Genomic DNA, 13911 nt, shown 5'->3' with positions numbered 1-13911 from the left:
ACCAATGGGGAAACTATGCAAACTGACAGCGCGGTCCTGGGGGCCAACAGCGCCACATTCAAATGGGTAGTGCCGCGGCTGGCACTGATGATGTTTCTGCAATTCTTTGTTTGGGGCGCCTGGTACGTCACGCTCGGCGTAGTGATGGGCAAGTTCGGCCTGGCGGCAATCATCGGCGATGCTTATTCCACCGGGCCGATCGCGTCGATTCTTTCGCCGTTCGTGCTGGGCATGCTGGTGGATCGTTTCTTTGCCTCGCAGAAGGTACTGGGCGTACTGCACCTGATCGGTGCCGGGTTGCTTTGGCTGATGCCGGGCTTTTTCAGCAGTGGGCAAAGCGGCCTGCTGTGGATCATCTTCGGCTATATGCTGTGCTATATGCCGACGATCGCCCTTAGCAACAACGTCGCGTTTTACAGCCTGAGCAACAGTGAAAAGGCATTTCCCGTGGTGCGGGCGTTCGGGACCTTCGGCTGGATTGTCGCCGGGCTGATCGTCGGCGCCAGCGGGTTGTCCGACAGCACCGGCATTTTCACGCTGGCGGCGGTCGCTTCGCTGGTGCTGGCCATTTACAGCTTCACCCTGCCACACACCCCGGCGCCGGAACGTGGCAAACCGGTAAAAATGCGCGACCTGCTGTGCGCCGATGCCTTTGCCATGCTGAAGCAACGGCACTTTCTGGTGTTTATCATCTGCGCGACGCTGATCTCCATCCCGTTGGCGGCCTACTACGCCTACGCCGCGCCTTTCGTGGCAGCCACGGGTTTTAGCAATGTCGGTGGCGTGATGTCGCTGGGGCAGATGTCCGAGCTGTTCTTTATGCTGTTGATCCCGTTCCTGTTCGCGCGGTTGGGCATCAAAGTGATGCTGTTGATTGGCATGCTGTCGTGGTTCCTGCGCTACGTGATGTTTGCGTTGGGTATCACTGAGGAACTGCGTTGGATGATTTACCTCGGCATCCTTTTACACGGCATGTGCTACGACTTCTTTTTCGTGATTGGCTTTATCTACACCGACAAGGTGGCGGGCGACAAGGTCAAGGGCCAGGCGCAGAGTCTGCTGGTGTTGTTTACCTATGGGCTGGGCATGCTGATCGGTTCGCAGATCAGCGGTGCGCTGTTTAATCGGATGGTGACGGCGGAGGGGGCGGCGGCGCTGCCGCAGTGGCAGAGCTTCTGGTGGTATCCGGCCATCGGCGCGCTGGTGATAGCGGCGCTGTTTTTCTTCACCTTCAATTACCGTGAAATCCCGCAAGCGGAGAAAGGCGATGACTGACCTGCGCGTACTGGTTGTGGGGTGCGGCAACATGGGAGCCTCGCACGCCGAAGCCTATCACGGCATGAAAGGGGTTGAGATCTGTGGGCTGGTGGCGTGCGGCGATTCGCGGCATCGGCTCAATGCCAGGTTGGGCGGCGGCTACCCGACGTTCAGTGATTTTTCACAGGCCCTGACGGCGACGCGTCCTGATGCGGTATGCCTGACGACCTGGCCCGATACTCACGAGGCTTACGCGCTGGCGGCACTGGCCGCCGGTTGCCATCTGTTCATTGAGAAACCCCTCGCCACCACCGTGGCCGGTGCGGAGCGCGTGATCGCCGCCGCCCGTGCTGCCGGGCGGCAACTGGTGGTCGGCTATATCCTGCGTCACCATCCTTCATGGCGGCAATTCGTTGAATTGGCGCGCGGCCTCGGCAAACCGCTGGTGATGCGCATGAACCTCAATCAGCAAAGCCACGGCGCGATGTGGGACGTGCATCGTAACCTGATGCAGTCGCTGTCGCCGATTGTCGACTGCGGCGTGCATTACCTCGACGTGATGTGCCAGATGACCCAGTCGGAGCCGGTCAGCGTCAGCGCCATTGGCGCACGGTTGAGCGATGCGCTGCCGCCGGGAATGTACAACTATGGCCAGCTGCAAGTGCGCTTTGCCGATGGCTCGGTGGGCTGGTACGAAGCCGGCTGGGGGCCGATGATCAGCGAAACCGCCTACTTTGTGAAAGACGTGATTGGGCCACTCGGCGCGGTTTCGATCGTGGCGCGACAGTCGGGTGCGGTAGGGGAGTCTGATAACGTTGACGGTCATACCCGCACCGATTCGTTGCGCGTCCATTATGCGGCGCTGGACGGTGCCAATCAGTTTGTCCACCCGGACCGCTGGATCGACTGTCAGGACGAACCGGACCATTTGGCGCTGTGCCTGAGCGAGCAGCGCTATTTTCTTCAGGCGATACAAGAGGGGCTGGATCTCAGCCGGCATTGGCAGGATGCCTTAAACAGCCTGCGCGTAGTCCTGGCGGCGGATGAAGCGGTACGCAGCCAGAGAACGGTAATGTTAGGGAGGTCATCACCATGAAAACCATTCAGGGGCCAGGGCTGTTTCTGGCGCAGTTTATCGGCGCGCAGGCGCCGTTCGATTCACTGGACGGGCTGGCCGGTTGGGCCGCGGGCCTGGGGTTCAAAAGCGTGCAGATCCCGACCGGCGCTCCGGCCATTTTTGATCTCGAACGGGCCGCCCACTGCCAGGAATATTGCGACGGCATACGTGAGCAACTGGCAGGATACGGCCTGGTCATTTCGGAGTTGTCCACTCACCTGCAAGGACAACTGGTGGCGGTGCACCCGGCTTACGATCTGGCTTTCGACGCCTTTGCTCCGGCAGCGATGCGCGGCAATCCGCAGGCCCGACAGGCATGGGCGACCGAGCAATTGCTGATGGCGGCGCAGGCGTCGCAGCGGCTTGGATTAACCGCGCACGTTACTTTCTCCGGTGCGCTGGCCTGGCCTTATTTTTACCCCTGGCCGCCCCATAATGCGCTGTTGCTGGAGGAGGCCTTCGGGCAGTTGGCGCGGTGTTGGCGGCCGATCCTCGATGCTTTTGACGACGTGGGTGTCGATCTTTGCTATGAGCTGCATCCCGGGGAAGATCTGCACGACGGCGTGACGTTCGAGCGTTTTCTGCGCCAGGTTGGCAATCATCCGCGCTGCCATATTTTATACGACCCCAGCCATCTGCATTTGCAGCAAATGGACTACCTGGGCTTTATTGATGTTTATCATGCGCGTATCCGGGCGTTCCACGTCAAAGATGCGGAATATCGGCCCAACGCCCGCAGCGGTGTGTATGGCGGTTATCAACCCTGGCTGGAAAGGCCTGGGCGTTTTCGTTCGTTGGGGGACGGGCAGATCGACTTCCCGGCGATCTTCAGCAAGCTGGCGCAATACGATTTTCCCGGTTGGGCCACCCTGGAATGGGAGTGCTGCCTGAAGTCGCCGGAGGCGGGGGCGCGTGAAGGGGCCGAGTTTATCGCCCGGCATATTATTCCTGTTGCCGATCGGGCGTTCGATGATTTTGCCGCCTCCGGCGTTGAGCGCAAACAGATCCGGCAGATGCTGGGTATCGGAGAACAGCCATGAGACTACGTTTGGGTATGGTCGGCGGGGGCGAAGGGGCGTTTATTGGTGCAGTGCATCGCCTGGCTGCGCGAATGGACGACGAATTCGAGCTGGTGGCCGGGGCTTTTTCCTCCGATGAGGAAAATTGCCGTCGTACCGGTGAGCGGCTGCACCTGGATCCGCAACGCAGCTATCGCGATTTCCGGCAGATGGCACAGGCCGAGGCGGCTCGCGAAGACGGCGTGGATGTGGTGGCGATCGTCACGCCCAATTATTTGCATGCGCCGGTAGCGACTGCCTTTCTCAACGCCGGTATCGACGTCATCTGCGACAAGCCGCTGTGCAACAGCTACGCCGAAGCGTTGCAGTTGGCCGAAACGGTGCGACGTAGCGGAAGGCAGCTGATATTAACCCATAACTACAGTGCTTATCCGCTGGTGCGCGAGGCGCGGAGCCGGGTGCTGGCCGGTGAACTGGGCGAGATCCGCTTTATCGAGGTGGAGTATCTGCAGGAATGGCTGGCACAGCCGCTGGAGTTGACCGATAACAAGCAGGCGGGTTGGCGCGCCCAGCCGGAGAAGGCGGGAGCCGGTTGCATCGGTGACGTCGGCACTCACGCCTGGCAGTTGGCGCAGTTTGTCAGCGGCCTGTTGCCGCAGGCGATCAGCGCCGAGCTGACGACGTTTATTCCCGGACGCAAGCTGGACGACGATGTGCGGGTACAAATGCGATACGCCAACGGCGCCAGAGGCAGACTGTGGGCCAGCCAGGTGGCTTGCGGCCATGAGAACGGCTTGCGGCTGCGAATCTACGGCAGTGAGGGCAGCCTGGCCTTTTGCCAGGAGCAACCCAACCAGCTGTGGATGCACCCACGAAATGCGCCAGCCTACTGCATCACGCGCGCTTCTTCATTCCAGTATACGGAGAACCGCCTGTTGGCGCGTGTGCCTGCCGGCCACCCCGAGGGGTATCTGGAAGGGTTTGGCCAGATTTACCGTGAAGCGGCGAGCCGTCTGCGTGAGGGGCCGCAGGCTGCACCCTTGTTGCCGGGAATTGAAACCGGCGTGCAGGGGATGGCGTTTATTGACGCCGCCCAGCGTAGCAGCGCCGCCGGAGGGCAATGGGTCGATTTGATTTGATTAAATATTCCCATAAGTAATAACGCAGAGTTTTTTATTCTTTTATAGCTCGTCAACGCTCGGATAAAACTGTCAGCAACTGAACAGACTTTTATCAACGGAGCGAACATGGCGAGCAAACTTTTTTCTCTACGCAGTGCGGCGCTGCTGGTGTTGTCACTTAGCGCAACCAGCGCCTATGCGGTGGACGTGACCGTGGCCTACCAGACTTCGGCGGAACCCGCCAAGGTGGCGCAGGCGGAAAACAGCTTCGCCAAACAGTCCGGTGCTACCGTTGACTGGCGCAAATTCGACAGTGGCTCCAGCGTGCTGCGCGCATTGGCTTCAGGTGACGTCCAGATCGGCAACATCGGCTCCAGCCCATTGGCGGTGGCCGCCAGCCAAAAACTTCCTATCGAAGTGTTTCTGATCGCCTCCCAGCTCGGCAGTTCCGAAGCGCTGGTGGTGAAAAAAGAGATTAAAAGCCCGCAGGATCTGATCGGTAAGCGCATCGCCGTGCCCTTTATCTCAACCACGCACTACAGCCTGTTGGCTTCTCTGAAGCACTGGGGCATCAAGCCAGAGCAGGTCAAAATCCTCAATCTGCAACCGCCGGCCATCGCCGCCGCCTGGCAGCGCGGTGATATCGATGGCGCCTATGTTTGGGCCCCGGTGGTCAATGAGTTGGCCAAACAGGGCAAGGTGCTGACGGATTCTGCCCAGGTCGGACAGTGGGGCGCCCCGACGCTCGACGTTTGGGTGGTGCGCAAAGACTTTGCCGAGAAGCATCCTGAAGTGGTGACGGCCTTTGCCGCCAGCGCGTTGAATGCCCAAAAAGCCTATCTGGCGCAGCCGGAGCAGTGGCTGAAAGACAAGGGCAACCTCAGCACGCTGTCCCGACTGAGCGGCGTGCCGGAAGAGCAGATACCGGTGCTGGTGCAGGGCAATACTTACCTGCCGGTCGCCGAACAGATCACCCAGCTTGGTCAGCCGGTGGACAAAGCCATTCATGACACCGCCGAGTTCCTCAAACAGCAGGGCAAAATTCCCCAGGTCGACAGCGATTACAGTGCCTATGTCACCGATCGCTTTGTGAAACAGGTGCAGGCTGCGCCGCAGTCGTAAGGGAGCAGAATGCTAAACGTTAACCACCTTTCAGCAGAGTATCAGGGGCGTCCTGCACTGCGCGACGTCTCGTTCCAGATTGACGCCGGACAACTGGTGGTGGTGCTTGGCCCCTCGGGCTGCGGCAAAACCACGCTGCTGAATTTGATCGCCGGGTTTATCGAGCCTTCAGCTGGCAGCATCACGCTTGACGAAGTTCCCGTAAAAGGCCCCGGAGCCGAACGGGGCGTGGTGTTCCAGCATGAAGGTTTACTGCCGTGGCGTAACGTGGTGGATAACGTCGAATTTGGCTTGCAGCTGGCCGGGGTCGGCAAGCCGCAACGTCGTGAGGTGGCGCTGCAGATGCTGCAGCGTGTCGGCCTGGCCGGTTATGAGCAGCACTTCATCTGGCAGCTTTCCGGCGGCATGCGCCAGCGCGTGGGCATAGCTCGCGCACTGGCGGCCAATCCGCGTTTGCTGTTGCTGGACGAGCCGTTCGGGGCATTGGATGCTTTTACCCGTGAACAAATGCAGGAACTGCTATTGACCATCTGGCGCGACACCGGCAAGCAGGTGTTGCTGATTACCCACGATATTGAAGAGGCGGTGTTCCTTGCCAGTGAACTGCTGCTGCTGTCACCGGGGCCGGGGCAGGTGGTGGAGCGTCTGGCGCTGAATTTCGGCCAACGCTATGCCGACGGTGAACCTTGCCGTTCGATCAAGTCTGATCCTGAATTTATCGCCCAGCGCGAATACGTGCTGGGCAAAGTCTTCCAACAGCGCGAGGCCTTGTTATGAGCCTGCATTCTGCCCTTAAAGAGGTTGCCCAGCCGAAGGCGGCGACACCGCGGCGCTTTAGCGTGCCACGCAACGTCTGGTTGAGCAGCGCCACCCTGTTGGTGGTGCTGGCTATTTGGTGGGGCGTGACCGCGTTGAACCTGATCAGCCCGTTGTTCTTGCCGGCGCCGCAGCAGGTGCTGCATCAGTTGATCACCATAGCCAGCCCGCAGGGTTTTATGGACGCCACGCTATGGCAGCATCTGGCCGCCAGCCTGGGGCGTATCCTGGTTGCGCTGCTGGCCGCGGTGCTTATCGGGGTGCCGGTGGGTATTGCCATGGGGCTGAACGACACGGTGCGCGGCATTCTCGATCCGCTGATTGAAATTTATCGCCCGGTGCCGCCGCTGGCCTATTTACCGCTGATGGTGATTTGGTTCGGCATCGGTGAAACTTCAAAGATCCTACTGATTTATCTGGCGATTTTCGCCCCGGTGACGCTGTCCGCCGTGGCGGGAGTGCGCAGCGTGGCTCAGGTCAGGGTGCGTGCGGCGCGTGCGCTGGGCGCCAATCGCTGGCAGGTGCTGCGTTTCGTGGTGCTGCCGAGCGCCTTGCCGGAGATTTTAACCGGTATTCGCATTGGGCTGGGGGTCGGCTGGTCGACGCTGGTCGCAGCAGAACTGATTGCCGCCACCCGCGGCCTGGGATTTATGGTGCAATCCGCCGGTGAGTTTCTGGCTACCGATGTGGTGCTGGCCGGTATTGGCGTGATTGCGATTATTGCATTTGGGCTGGAGCTGGGGCTGCGTGCCTTGCAGCGTCGATTGACCCCGTGGCACGGAGTACAGCAATGAACGAACGTTTAAGTATCACCCCCCTGGGGCCTTATATCGGTGCGCTGGTCGAGAATGTTGACCTGGCGCGTCCTTTGGGCGACGGCCAGTTCGAGCAGCTCTACCATGCGTTGCTCAAACATCAGGTGCTGTTCTTGCGCAATCAGCCGATCACGCCGTTGCAGCAGCGCAACCTGGCCGGCCGCTTTGGCGACCTGCACATTCACCCGGTCTACCCGCAAGCCGCCGATGTGAAAGAGATTATCGTGCTGGATACCCATGACAATAATCCGCCGGACAACGATAACTGGCATACCGACGTGACCTTTATCGAAAACCCACCGCTGGGGGCGATTTTGGCAGCGAAAACCCTGCCTACCACCGGCGGCGATACGCTGTGGGCCAGCGGTATCGCGGCTTATGAAGCCTTGTCTGCCCCTTTAAAGCAGTTGCTGGCTGGCCTGCAGGCGGAGCATGACTTCACCAAATCATTCCCGGAATTCAAGCACCGCGGCAGTGAAGAGGAACATCAGCGCTGGCAGTTGGCGGTACAGAAAAACCCACCGCTGTTGCACCCGGTGGTACGTACCCACCCGGTCAGCGGCCGGCAGGCGCTGTTCGTCAACGAAGGTTTCACGACCAGAATTGTTGATTTGGCTCCGAAGGAAAGTGACGCGCTGCTGAACTTCCTGTTTGCTCACATTACCAAGCCGGAGTTCCAGGTGCGCTGGCGCTGGCAGGAGAATGACATTGCCATTTGGGATAACCGCGTGACGCAGCATTACGCCAACGCGGATTATCTGCCACAGCGGCGCATCATGCACCGTGCGACCATTCTGGGGGATAAACCCTTTTACAAGGGGTGACATGCAGGGACGGCAGGCCGCCCCGTAGCCCTTAGGATTCGAACTCTTGCGTGAAGCGTTCCAACTGCTCCTGTGCGTCCAGCCAGGTCATTTCCGTTTCTTCCAAGGCGGACTTGGCCTGACTTTGTTGCTGTAGGCAGAGGGTCAGATCGGCCTTGCGGCTGATGTCGTACAGCGCGGAGTCCGCCAACTTCTCTTCTACCGCCGCCAGTTCGGCCCCCAGTTTTTCCATCTGTTGTTCCAGCTTGGCAATTTGCTTGCGCAGTGGCTGAGTCTGGTTGCGGAACTCGGCTTCGCGACGCTTCTGGTCTTTACGTGCCTGCGCACTGTTGCCGTTGTTCTCTTTATCCGGGGCGTCCTGCTGATTTTCCTGACGTTGCAGGTCGCTCAGCCATTGCTGGTAGTCGTCCAGATCGCCTTCGAACACTTCCACCTGGCCATCATGCACCAGATAGAGATCGTCCGTGGTGGATCGCAGTAGGTGACGGTCGTGCGAGACCACCACCAATGCGCCCTCGAAATCGATCAGCGCTTCGGTCAACGCCTGACGCATGTCCAAATCCAGGTGGTTGGTCGGTTCATCGAGCAGCAGCAGGTTGGGGCGTTGCCAGACGATCAGCGCCAGTACCAGCCGCGCTTTCTCGCCGCCGGAGAACCGTTCGGTGGCTTCGGTGACCTTATCGCCCTGGAAGCCAAAGCCGCCGAGGTAATCGCGCAGCTGTTGTTCCAGCACCCGTGGAGCGATGCGACTCAAGTGCTGCAGAGGGGATTCGTCGGCCCGCAGGAACTCCAACTGATGCTGGGCGAAGTAACCCAATTTAATCCCCTTTGCCAGGCCAATTTCACCGCTCAACGGCTCAAGCGAACCGGCCAGCATTTTGATCAGGGTCGATTTACCGGCGCCATTACGGCCCAGCAAGCCAATGCGTGAGCCGGGCACCAGGTTCAGCTTGATCGAGTTGAGGATCACCTTGTCGCCGTAGCCGGCACTGACCTTCTCCATACGCAGCAACGGGTTCGGCAAGCTTTCCGGCTGGCGGAAGCTGAAGCTGAATGGGTTATCCACATGGGCCGGCGCGATCAGCTCCATGCGTTCGAGCATCTTGATGCGGCTCTGCGCCTGCTTGGCCTTGGTGGCCTGCGCGCGGAAGCGGTCAATATAGCTTTGCAGATGCGCCACTTTCTCTTGCTGGTTCAGGTACAGCGACTGCTGCTGGGCCAGCTTGGTCGAACGCTGACGCTCGAACGAGGAGTAGTTGCCGGTGTATTCGTTGATGGTCTCTTGTTCGATATGCAGAATTTTATCGACGATCGGATCCAGGAAATCGCGGTCATGCGAAATCAGCACCAGCGTGCCGGGATAACCCTTCAACCAGCGCTCGAGCCAGATCACCGCGTCCAAATCCAGGTGGTTGGTCGGTTCGTCGAGCAGCAGCAGATCAGAACGGCACACCAGCGCCTGCGCCAGGTTCAAGCGCATACGCCAGCCGCCCGAGAAGGCCCTGACTGGATTTAGCAGCTGTTCATTGGAGAACCCCAGGCCGTGCAGCAGGCTGGCGGCGCGGGAGCGTATGGTCCAGGCGTCGATGGCATCCAGCTTGCCGTGCAGCGTGGCGATGGCGTGGCCGTCGTTTTTGTCGTTTGCCAGCTGCAGGTCGGCTTCAAGCTGGCGGAATTCGCGATCACCGTCGATAACATACTCAAGTGCCGGCACGTCGAGCGCCGGCGTTTCCTGGTTTACCCAGGCCAGGGCCCAGTTGCCTGGAAAGGTGTAGCTGCCGCCGTCTGCGGCCATCTCACCCTTCAGCAAGGCCAGCAGCGTAGATTTGCCACAGCCGTTTTTACCCACCAGGCCGACCTTCTGACCTGGATTAACCGTCGCCGTGGCGTTGTCCAGCAGGACGCGGGTACCGCGTCGGATTTGTAGCGAGGAGAATACAATCATAAAGCGCCGTATGTTCAGAGTATGTTAAATTGAATGGATTCTAAGTTAACAGGACACAGACTGTCCTATTATTAGTCTTTGCGGAGCATGGTAACGGAAAACCGCTACCCTGACGACGCTTTGGAGGGGAATGATGTCGCAGCCGCCCAAGGTCTTGCTGCTGTATGCCCATCCGGAATCCCAGGACTCGGTCGCGAATCGGGTTTTGCTTCGACCGGCACAGCAGTTGGAACATGTCACCGTGCACGATTTATACGCGCACTATCCTGATTTTTTTATCGATATTCACCACGAACAACAACTGCTGCGTGAACATCAGGTCATTGTTTTTCAACATCCTCTCTATACCTACAGCTGCCCGGCCCTGTTGAAAGAATGGCTGGATCGCGTGCTGTCGCGTGGTTTTGCCAGCGGCATGGGCGGTAATGCACTGGCGGGAAAGTATTGGCGCTCGGTGATCACCACCGGGGAACCGGAGGGGGCCTATCGTACCGGCGGTTATAACCGCTACCCGATGGAAGATATTCTGCGGCCGTTTGAGCTGACCGCCGCCATGTGCCATATGCACTGGCTGACGCCGATGCTGGTGTATTGGGCGCGCCGTCAGAAGCCGGAAGTGTTGGAAAGCCATGCCACGGCGTATGGCGATTGGTTGCGTAATCCGCTGCCGCAGGGAGGAAGGTAAACATGGAAGGCTCAACGTTACTGACCGCAATTTTACTGTTTCTGTTTGCCGCCGTCGTCACGGTGCCGATTGCCCGTCGACTGGGTATCGGCGCGGTGCTGGGTTACCTGATCGCCGGTATTGCCATCGGCCCCTGGGGATTGGGTTTCATTCGCGACGTCGACGAGATCCTGCATTTTTCTGAGCTGGGCGTGGTGTTCCTGATGTTTATCATCGGGCTGGAGTTGAACCCGAGCAAGCTGTGGGAACTCAGGCGCTCAATCTTTGGCGTCGGCGCCGGACAGGTGTTGATCACCGCTGCGGTGCTGGGGGCATTGCTTTATCTGACGCATTTCGCCTGGCAGGCCGCCGTGATTGGCGGTATCGGGCTGGCGATGTCGTCAACCGCCATGGCGCTGCAACTGATGCGCGAAAAGGGCATGAACCGCAACGAAGGCGGCCAGTTGGGGTTCTCGGTGCTGCTGTTCCAGGACATGGCGGTGATCCCGGCGCTGGCGTTGATCCCGATCCTGGCCGGCGCTGGCGGCAGCAGCGACGATTGGGCACAAATTGCACTCAAGGTGGCGGCATTCGGCGGCATGCTGGTTGGCGGGCGGTTCCTGCTGCGTCCGCTGTTCCGTTATATCGCCTCTTCCGGAGTTCGCGAAATCTTCACCGCCGCCGCCCTGCTGGTGGTGCTGGGGGCGGCGATGTTTATGGATGCCCTGGGCCTGTCTATGGCGCTAGGCACCTTTATCGCCGGCGTGCTGCTGGCGGAAAGCGAATATCGCCACGAGCTGGAAATCTCCATCGAGCCTTTCAAAGGGCTGCTGCTGGGGCTGTTTTTTATCTCGGTGGGTATGGCGCTGAATATCGGCGTACTCTATACCCATCTGGCCGAAGTGCTGCTGGGCGTGGTGTTGTTGGTTGCGATTAAGTCAGGGGTGCTGTACTCGCTGTCGCGTATTTTCGGCCTGCGCAGTTCAGTGCGCTTGCAGTTTGCCGGGGTGCTCAGTCAGGGTGGAGAGTTTGCCTTCGTGCTGTTTTCGGCGGCGGGGGCGCAGAAGGTGTTGCAGCCCGATCAGCTTGCGCTGTTGCTGGTGGTGGTGACCCTGTCGATGATGACCACGCCGTTGCTGATGCAGATTATCGATCGCATCCTGGTGCGTCGTTATAACGCCCGGGATGAGGACGAAGAGACCCCGTATGTGGAAGACGATGACCCGCAGGTGATCATCGTTGGCTTCGGGCGTTTTGGTCAGGTGATCGGCCGCCTGCTGATGGCCAACAAGATGCGCATTACCGTCCTGGAGCGCGATGTCAGCGCCGTCGGCGTACTGCGGCGCTATGGTTATAAAGTGTATTACGGTGACGCCACCGAGCTGGAACTGCTGCGTGCGGCAGGTGCGGCGAAGGCCAAGTCGATTGTGATCACCTGTAATGAGCCGGAAGACACCATGGAAATTGTCCGCCTGTGTCAGCAGCATTTTCCCGAGCTGAGTATTTTGGCGCGGGCACGCGGTCGTGTGGAAGCGCACGAGTTATTGCAGGCAGGGGTCAAGCAGTTCAGTCGCGAAACCTTTTCCAGTGCGCTGGAGCTGGGGCGCAAGGCACTGATGGAACTGGGCATGCATCCTCATCAGGCCTATCGCGCGCAGCAGCACTTCCGTCGATTGGATATGCGGATGTTGCGTGAGCTGATGCCGCCGCATCATGGCGATGTGGCACAAATTTCCCGCGTGAAGGAAGCGCGGCGCGAGCTGGAAGAACTTTTCCACCGGGAGATGCAAAAAGAGAGTCGCCAGTTCGACGGCTGGGATGAATACGAATAATTTGGAGCATTGAGATGTCTGCAACACGGAAAAGATTTATCGCCGGGGCGGTCTGCCCAAGCTGTAAGGCTATGGATACGCTGGCCGTTTGGCGTGAAGACCAGGTCGAAGTGGTGGAGTGCGTCAAGTGCGGCCATCATCAGCGGCAGACCGAACAGCAGGTGGAAAAGCACGTCCGGCCGCAGGAGCAGGTGATCGGTATTTTCCATCCTGAATAGCGTTATCGAGCGCGTTTTTTTATGCTGTAGGGTACAGCGGGGCAGATTTCCGATACAATCTGTCCGGTAAAGGCGCGGCCTCATGACGGCTGCGTCCAAGTATCCAACGGTAGGAGATATCATGAAAGTAGCAAAAGACTTGGTGGTCAGCCTGGCTTATCAAGTACGTACAGAAGACGGTGTGTTGGTTGATGAGTCTCCGGTGAGTGCGCCGCTGGACTATCTGCACGGGCATGGTTCTCTGATCGCAGGTCTGGAAAAAGCACTCGAAGGCCACGAAGCGGGCGATCGTTTTGACGTTAACGTTGGCGCTAACGATGCGTACGGCAACTACGACGAAAACCTGGTGCAGCGCGTGCCGAAAGACGTCTTTATGGGCGTTGACGAGTTGGAAGTTGGCATGCGTTTCCTGGCTGACACCGATCAGGGCCCAGTGCCGGTCGAAATCACCGAAGTGGACGGCGATCACGTCGTGGTTGACGGTAACCACATGCTGGCTGGCCAGAACCTGAACTTCAACGTAGAAGTTGTCGCGATCCGCGAAGCTACCGCTGAAGAATTGGCTCACGGCCACGTACACGGCGAGCACGATCATCACCACGAACACGGTGAAGGTTGCTGCGGCGGCCATGGCCACGATCACGACCATGACCACGCGCATGATCACGGTCAGGCCAAGAAAGGCGGTTGCGGTAACGGCGGTTGCGGCTGCCACTAATAGCAGCGCAGTAACGGCAAAAAAATGGGCGGCCCTGAGGCTGCCCTTTTTTATGGTTTATCAATAATGTGGCGGCGGCGTTTCTTCCGACTGCGACGCGATCATTGACGTTTGGGTCGAACGCAGCTTGTCGGTCAGCACGCGCAGGTGATCCTGCAATTTCAGCATTTCAAGCTGGTGTTTCACCACGGTCTGATTGAGCTCTTCAATAGTGACTTCCTGAAAGGCCTGACGGCTTTCCAGTTCTTCAAGCCGCAGTAACAGGCTTTGGATATCGGCGTTGTGCATGATGCTACCTCTGACGCGGTTAAATCCTGGATCTGAGGCTATGGTAACAGCTGCCGGCGGCTTTGCGCTGCGCTATTTCACCTCGCTGTGTGCGGGGGCAGACGGAAAACGCCAGGGCACTGTGTAAAGTGCTGAAAAATAGAGCGATCGGCCTG

Annotated in this window: 14 protein-coding genes; 12 read left to right on the top strand and 2 right to left on the bottom strand. The window is 59.1% G+C overall.

Features of this window, described 5'->3' with window-relative positions; translation table 11 throughout:
• Window positions 1-15: 15 nt before the first annotated feature.
• From LQ945_RS11640 to tauD, 8 genes are all read left to right on the top strand, one after another.
• The gene (locus LQ945_RS11640; RefSeq protein ID WP_270102907.1) at window positions 16-1275 is read left to right on the top strand and encodes an MFS transporter; all 1260 of its coding nucleotides are present in this window, start codon (window positions 16-18) and stop codon (window positions 1273-1275) included.
• Window positions 1268-2353, top strand: a complete 1086-nt coding sequence (locus LQ945_RS11635) for a Gfo/Idh/MocA family protein (protein ID WP_270102906.1) — start codon at window positions 1268-1270, stop codon at window positions 2351-2353. The genes LQ945_RS11640 and LQ945_RS11635 overlap by 8 nt, the downstream gene beginning before the upstream one ends.
• Window positions 2350-3414, top strand: a complete 1065-nt coding sequence (locus LQ945_RS11630; protein ID WP_270102905.1) for a sugar phosphate isomerase/epimerase family protein — start codon at window positions 2350-2352, stop codon at window positions 3412-3414. Before LQ945_RS11635 ends, LQ945_RS11630 begins: the two co-directional genes overlap by 4 nt.
• Window positions 3411-4532 carry a Gfo/Idh/MocA family protein gene (locus LQ945_RS11625; protein ID WP_270102904.1) on the top strand — a complete coding sequence of 374 codons (1122 nt, stop codon included), beginning with the start codon at window positions 3411-3413 and terminating at the stop codon, window positions 4530-4532. Before LQ945_RS11630 ends, LQ945_RS11625 begins: the two co-directional genes overlap by 4 nt.
• A gap of 108 nt (window positions 4533-4640) precedes the next feature.
• Window positions 4641-5636 carry a taurine ABC transporter substrate-binding protein gene (gene tauA / locus LQ945_RS11620; RefSeq protein ID WP_044554743.1) on the top strand — a complete coding sequence of 332 codons (996 nt, stop codon included), beginning with the start codon at window positions 4641-4643 and terminating at the stop codon, window positions 5634-5636.
• Between the two features lie 9 nt (window positions 5637-5645).
• Window positions 5646-6413 carry a taurine ABC transporter ATP-binding subunit gene (gene tauB, locus LQ945_RS11615; RefSeq protein ID WP_044554742.1) on the top strand — a complete coding sequence of 256 codons (768 nt, stop codon included), beginning with the start codon at window positions 5646-5648 and terminating at the stop codon, window positions 6411-6413.
• The gene (gene tauC, locus LQ945_RS11610) at window positions 6410-7246 is read left to right on the top strand and encodes a taurine ABC transporter permease TauC (protein WP_270102903.1); all 837 of its coding nucleotides are present in this window, start codon (window positions 6410-6412) and stop codon (window positions 7244-7246) included. The genes tauB and tauC overlap by 4 nt, the downstream gene beginning before the upstream one ends.
• The gene (gene tauD / locus LQ945_RS11605; protein ID WP_270102902.1) at window positions 7243-8091 is read left to right on the top strand and encodes a taurine dioxygenase; all 849 of its coding nucleotides are present in this window, start codon (window positions 7243-7245) and stop codon (window positions 8089-8091) included. Before tauC ends, tauD begins: the two co-directional genes overlap by 4 nt.
• A 31-nt stretch (window positions 8092-8122) precedes the next feature.
• Here the strand turns inward: tauD and LQ945_RS11600 are convergent, their stop codons facing one another.
• On the bottom strand, window positions 8123-10036 hold the full coding sequence (locus tag LQ945_RS11600) for an ABC transporter ATP-binding protein (protein ID WP_270102901.1): 1914 nt from the start codon (window positions 10034-10036) through the stop codon (window positions 8123-8125).
• 133 nt (window positions 10037-10169) lie between these two features.
• Between LQ945_RS11600 and kefG the strand changes: the two genes are divergently transcribed.
• The 4 genes from kefG to slyD all read left to right on the top strand — a co-directional run bounded on the left by kefG (window position 10170) and on the right by slyD (window position 13468).
• Complete coding sequence (gene kefG / locus LQ945_RS11595) at window positions 10170-10721, top strand: glutathione-regulated potassium-efflux system ancillary protein KefG (protein ID WP_044554853.1); 552 nt, start codon at window positions 10170-10172, stop codon at window positions 10719-10721.
• 2 nt (window positions 10722-10723) lie between these two features.
• Window positions 10724-12532, top strand: a complete 1809-nt coding sequence (gene kefB, locus LQ945_RS11590) for a glutathione-regulated potassium-efflux system protein KefB (RefSeq protein ID WP_270102900.1) — start codon at window positions 10724-10726, stop codon at window positions 12530-12532.
• 14 nt (window positions 12533-12546) lie between these two features.
• On the top strand, window positions 12547-12750 hold the full coding sequence (locus LQ945_RS11585) for a YheV family putative zinc ribbon protein (RefSeq protein ID WP_004951224.1): 204 nt from the start codon (window positions 12547-12549) through the stop codon (window positions 12748-12750).
• A 121-nt stretch (window positions 12751-12871) separates the two neighbouring features.
• Window positions 12872-13468, top strand: a complete 597-nt coding sequence (gene slyD, locus LQ945_RS11580; protein ID WP_020837261.1) for a peptidylprolyl isomerase — start codon at window positions 12872-12874, stop codon at window positions 13466-13468.
• A gap of 60 nt (window positions 13469-13528) precedes the next feature.
• On the opposite strand, the gene LQ945_RS11575 is transcribed toward slyD, so the two are convergent.
• Window positions 13529-13756: a SlyX family protein gene (locus LQ945_RS11575; RefSeq protein WP_020837259.1), complete on the bottom strand. Its 228-nt coding sequence runs from the start codon at window positions 13754-13756 to the stop codon at window positions 13529-13531.
• Window positions 13757-13911: the final 155 nt, after the last annotated feature.

The sequence above is a fragment of the Serratia liquefaciens genome, from assembly GCF_027594825.1.
Classification (GTDB): domain Bacteria; phylum Pseudomonadota; class Gammaproteobacteria; order Enterobacterales; family Enterobacteriaceae; genus Serratia; species Serratia liquefaciens_A.
This window is presented reverse-complemented; position numbering and strand designations above follow the sequence as displayed.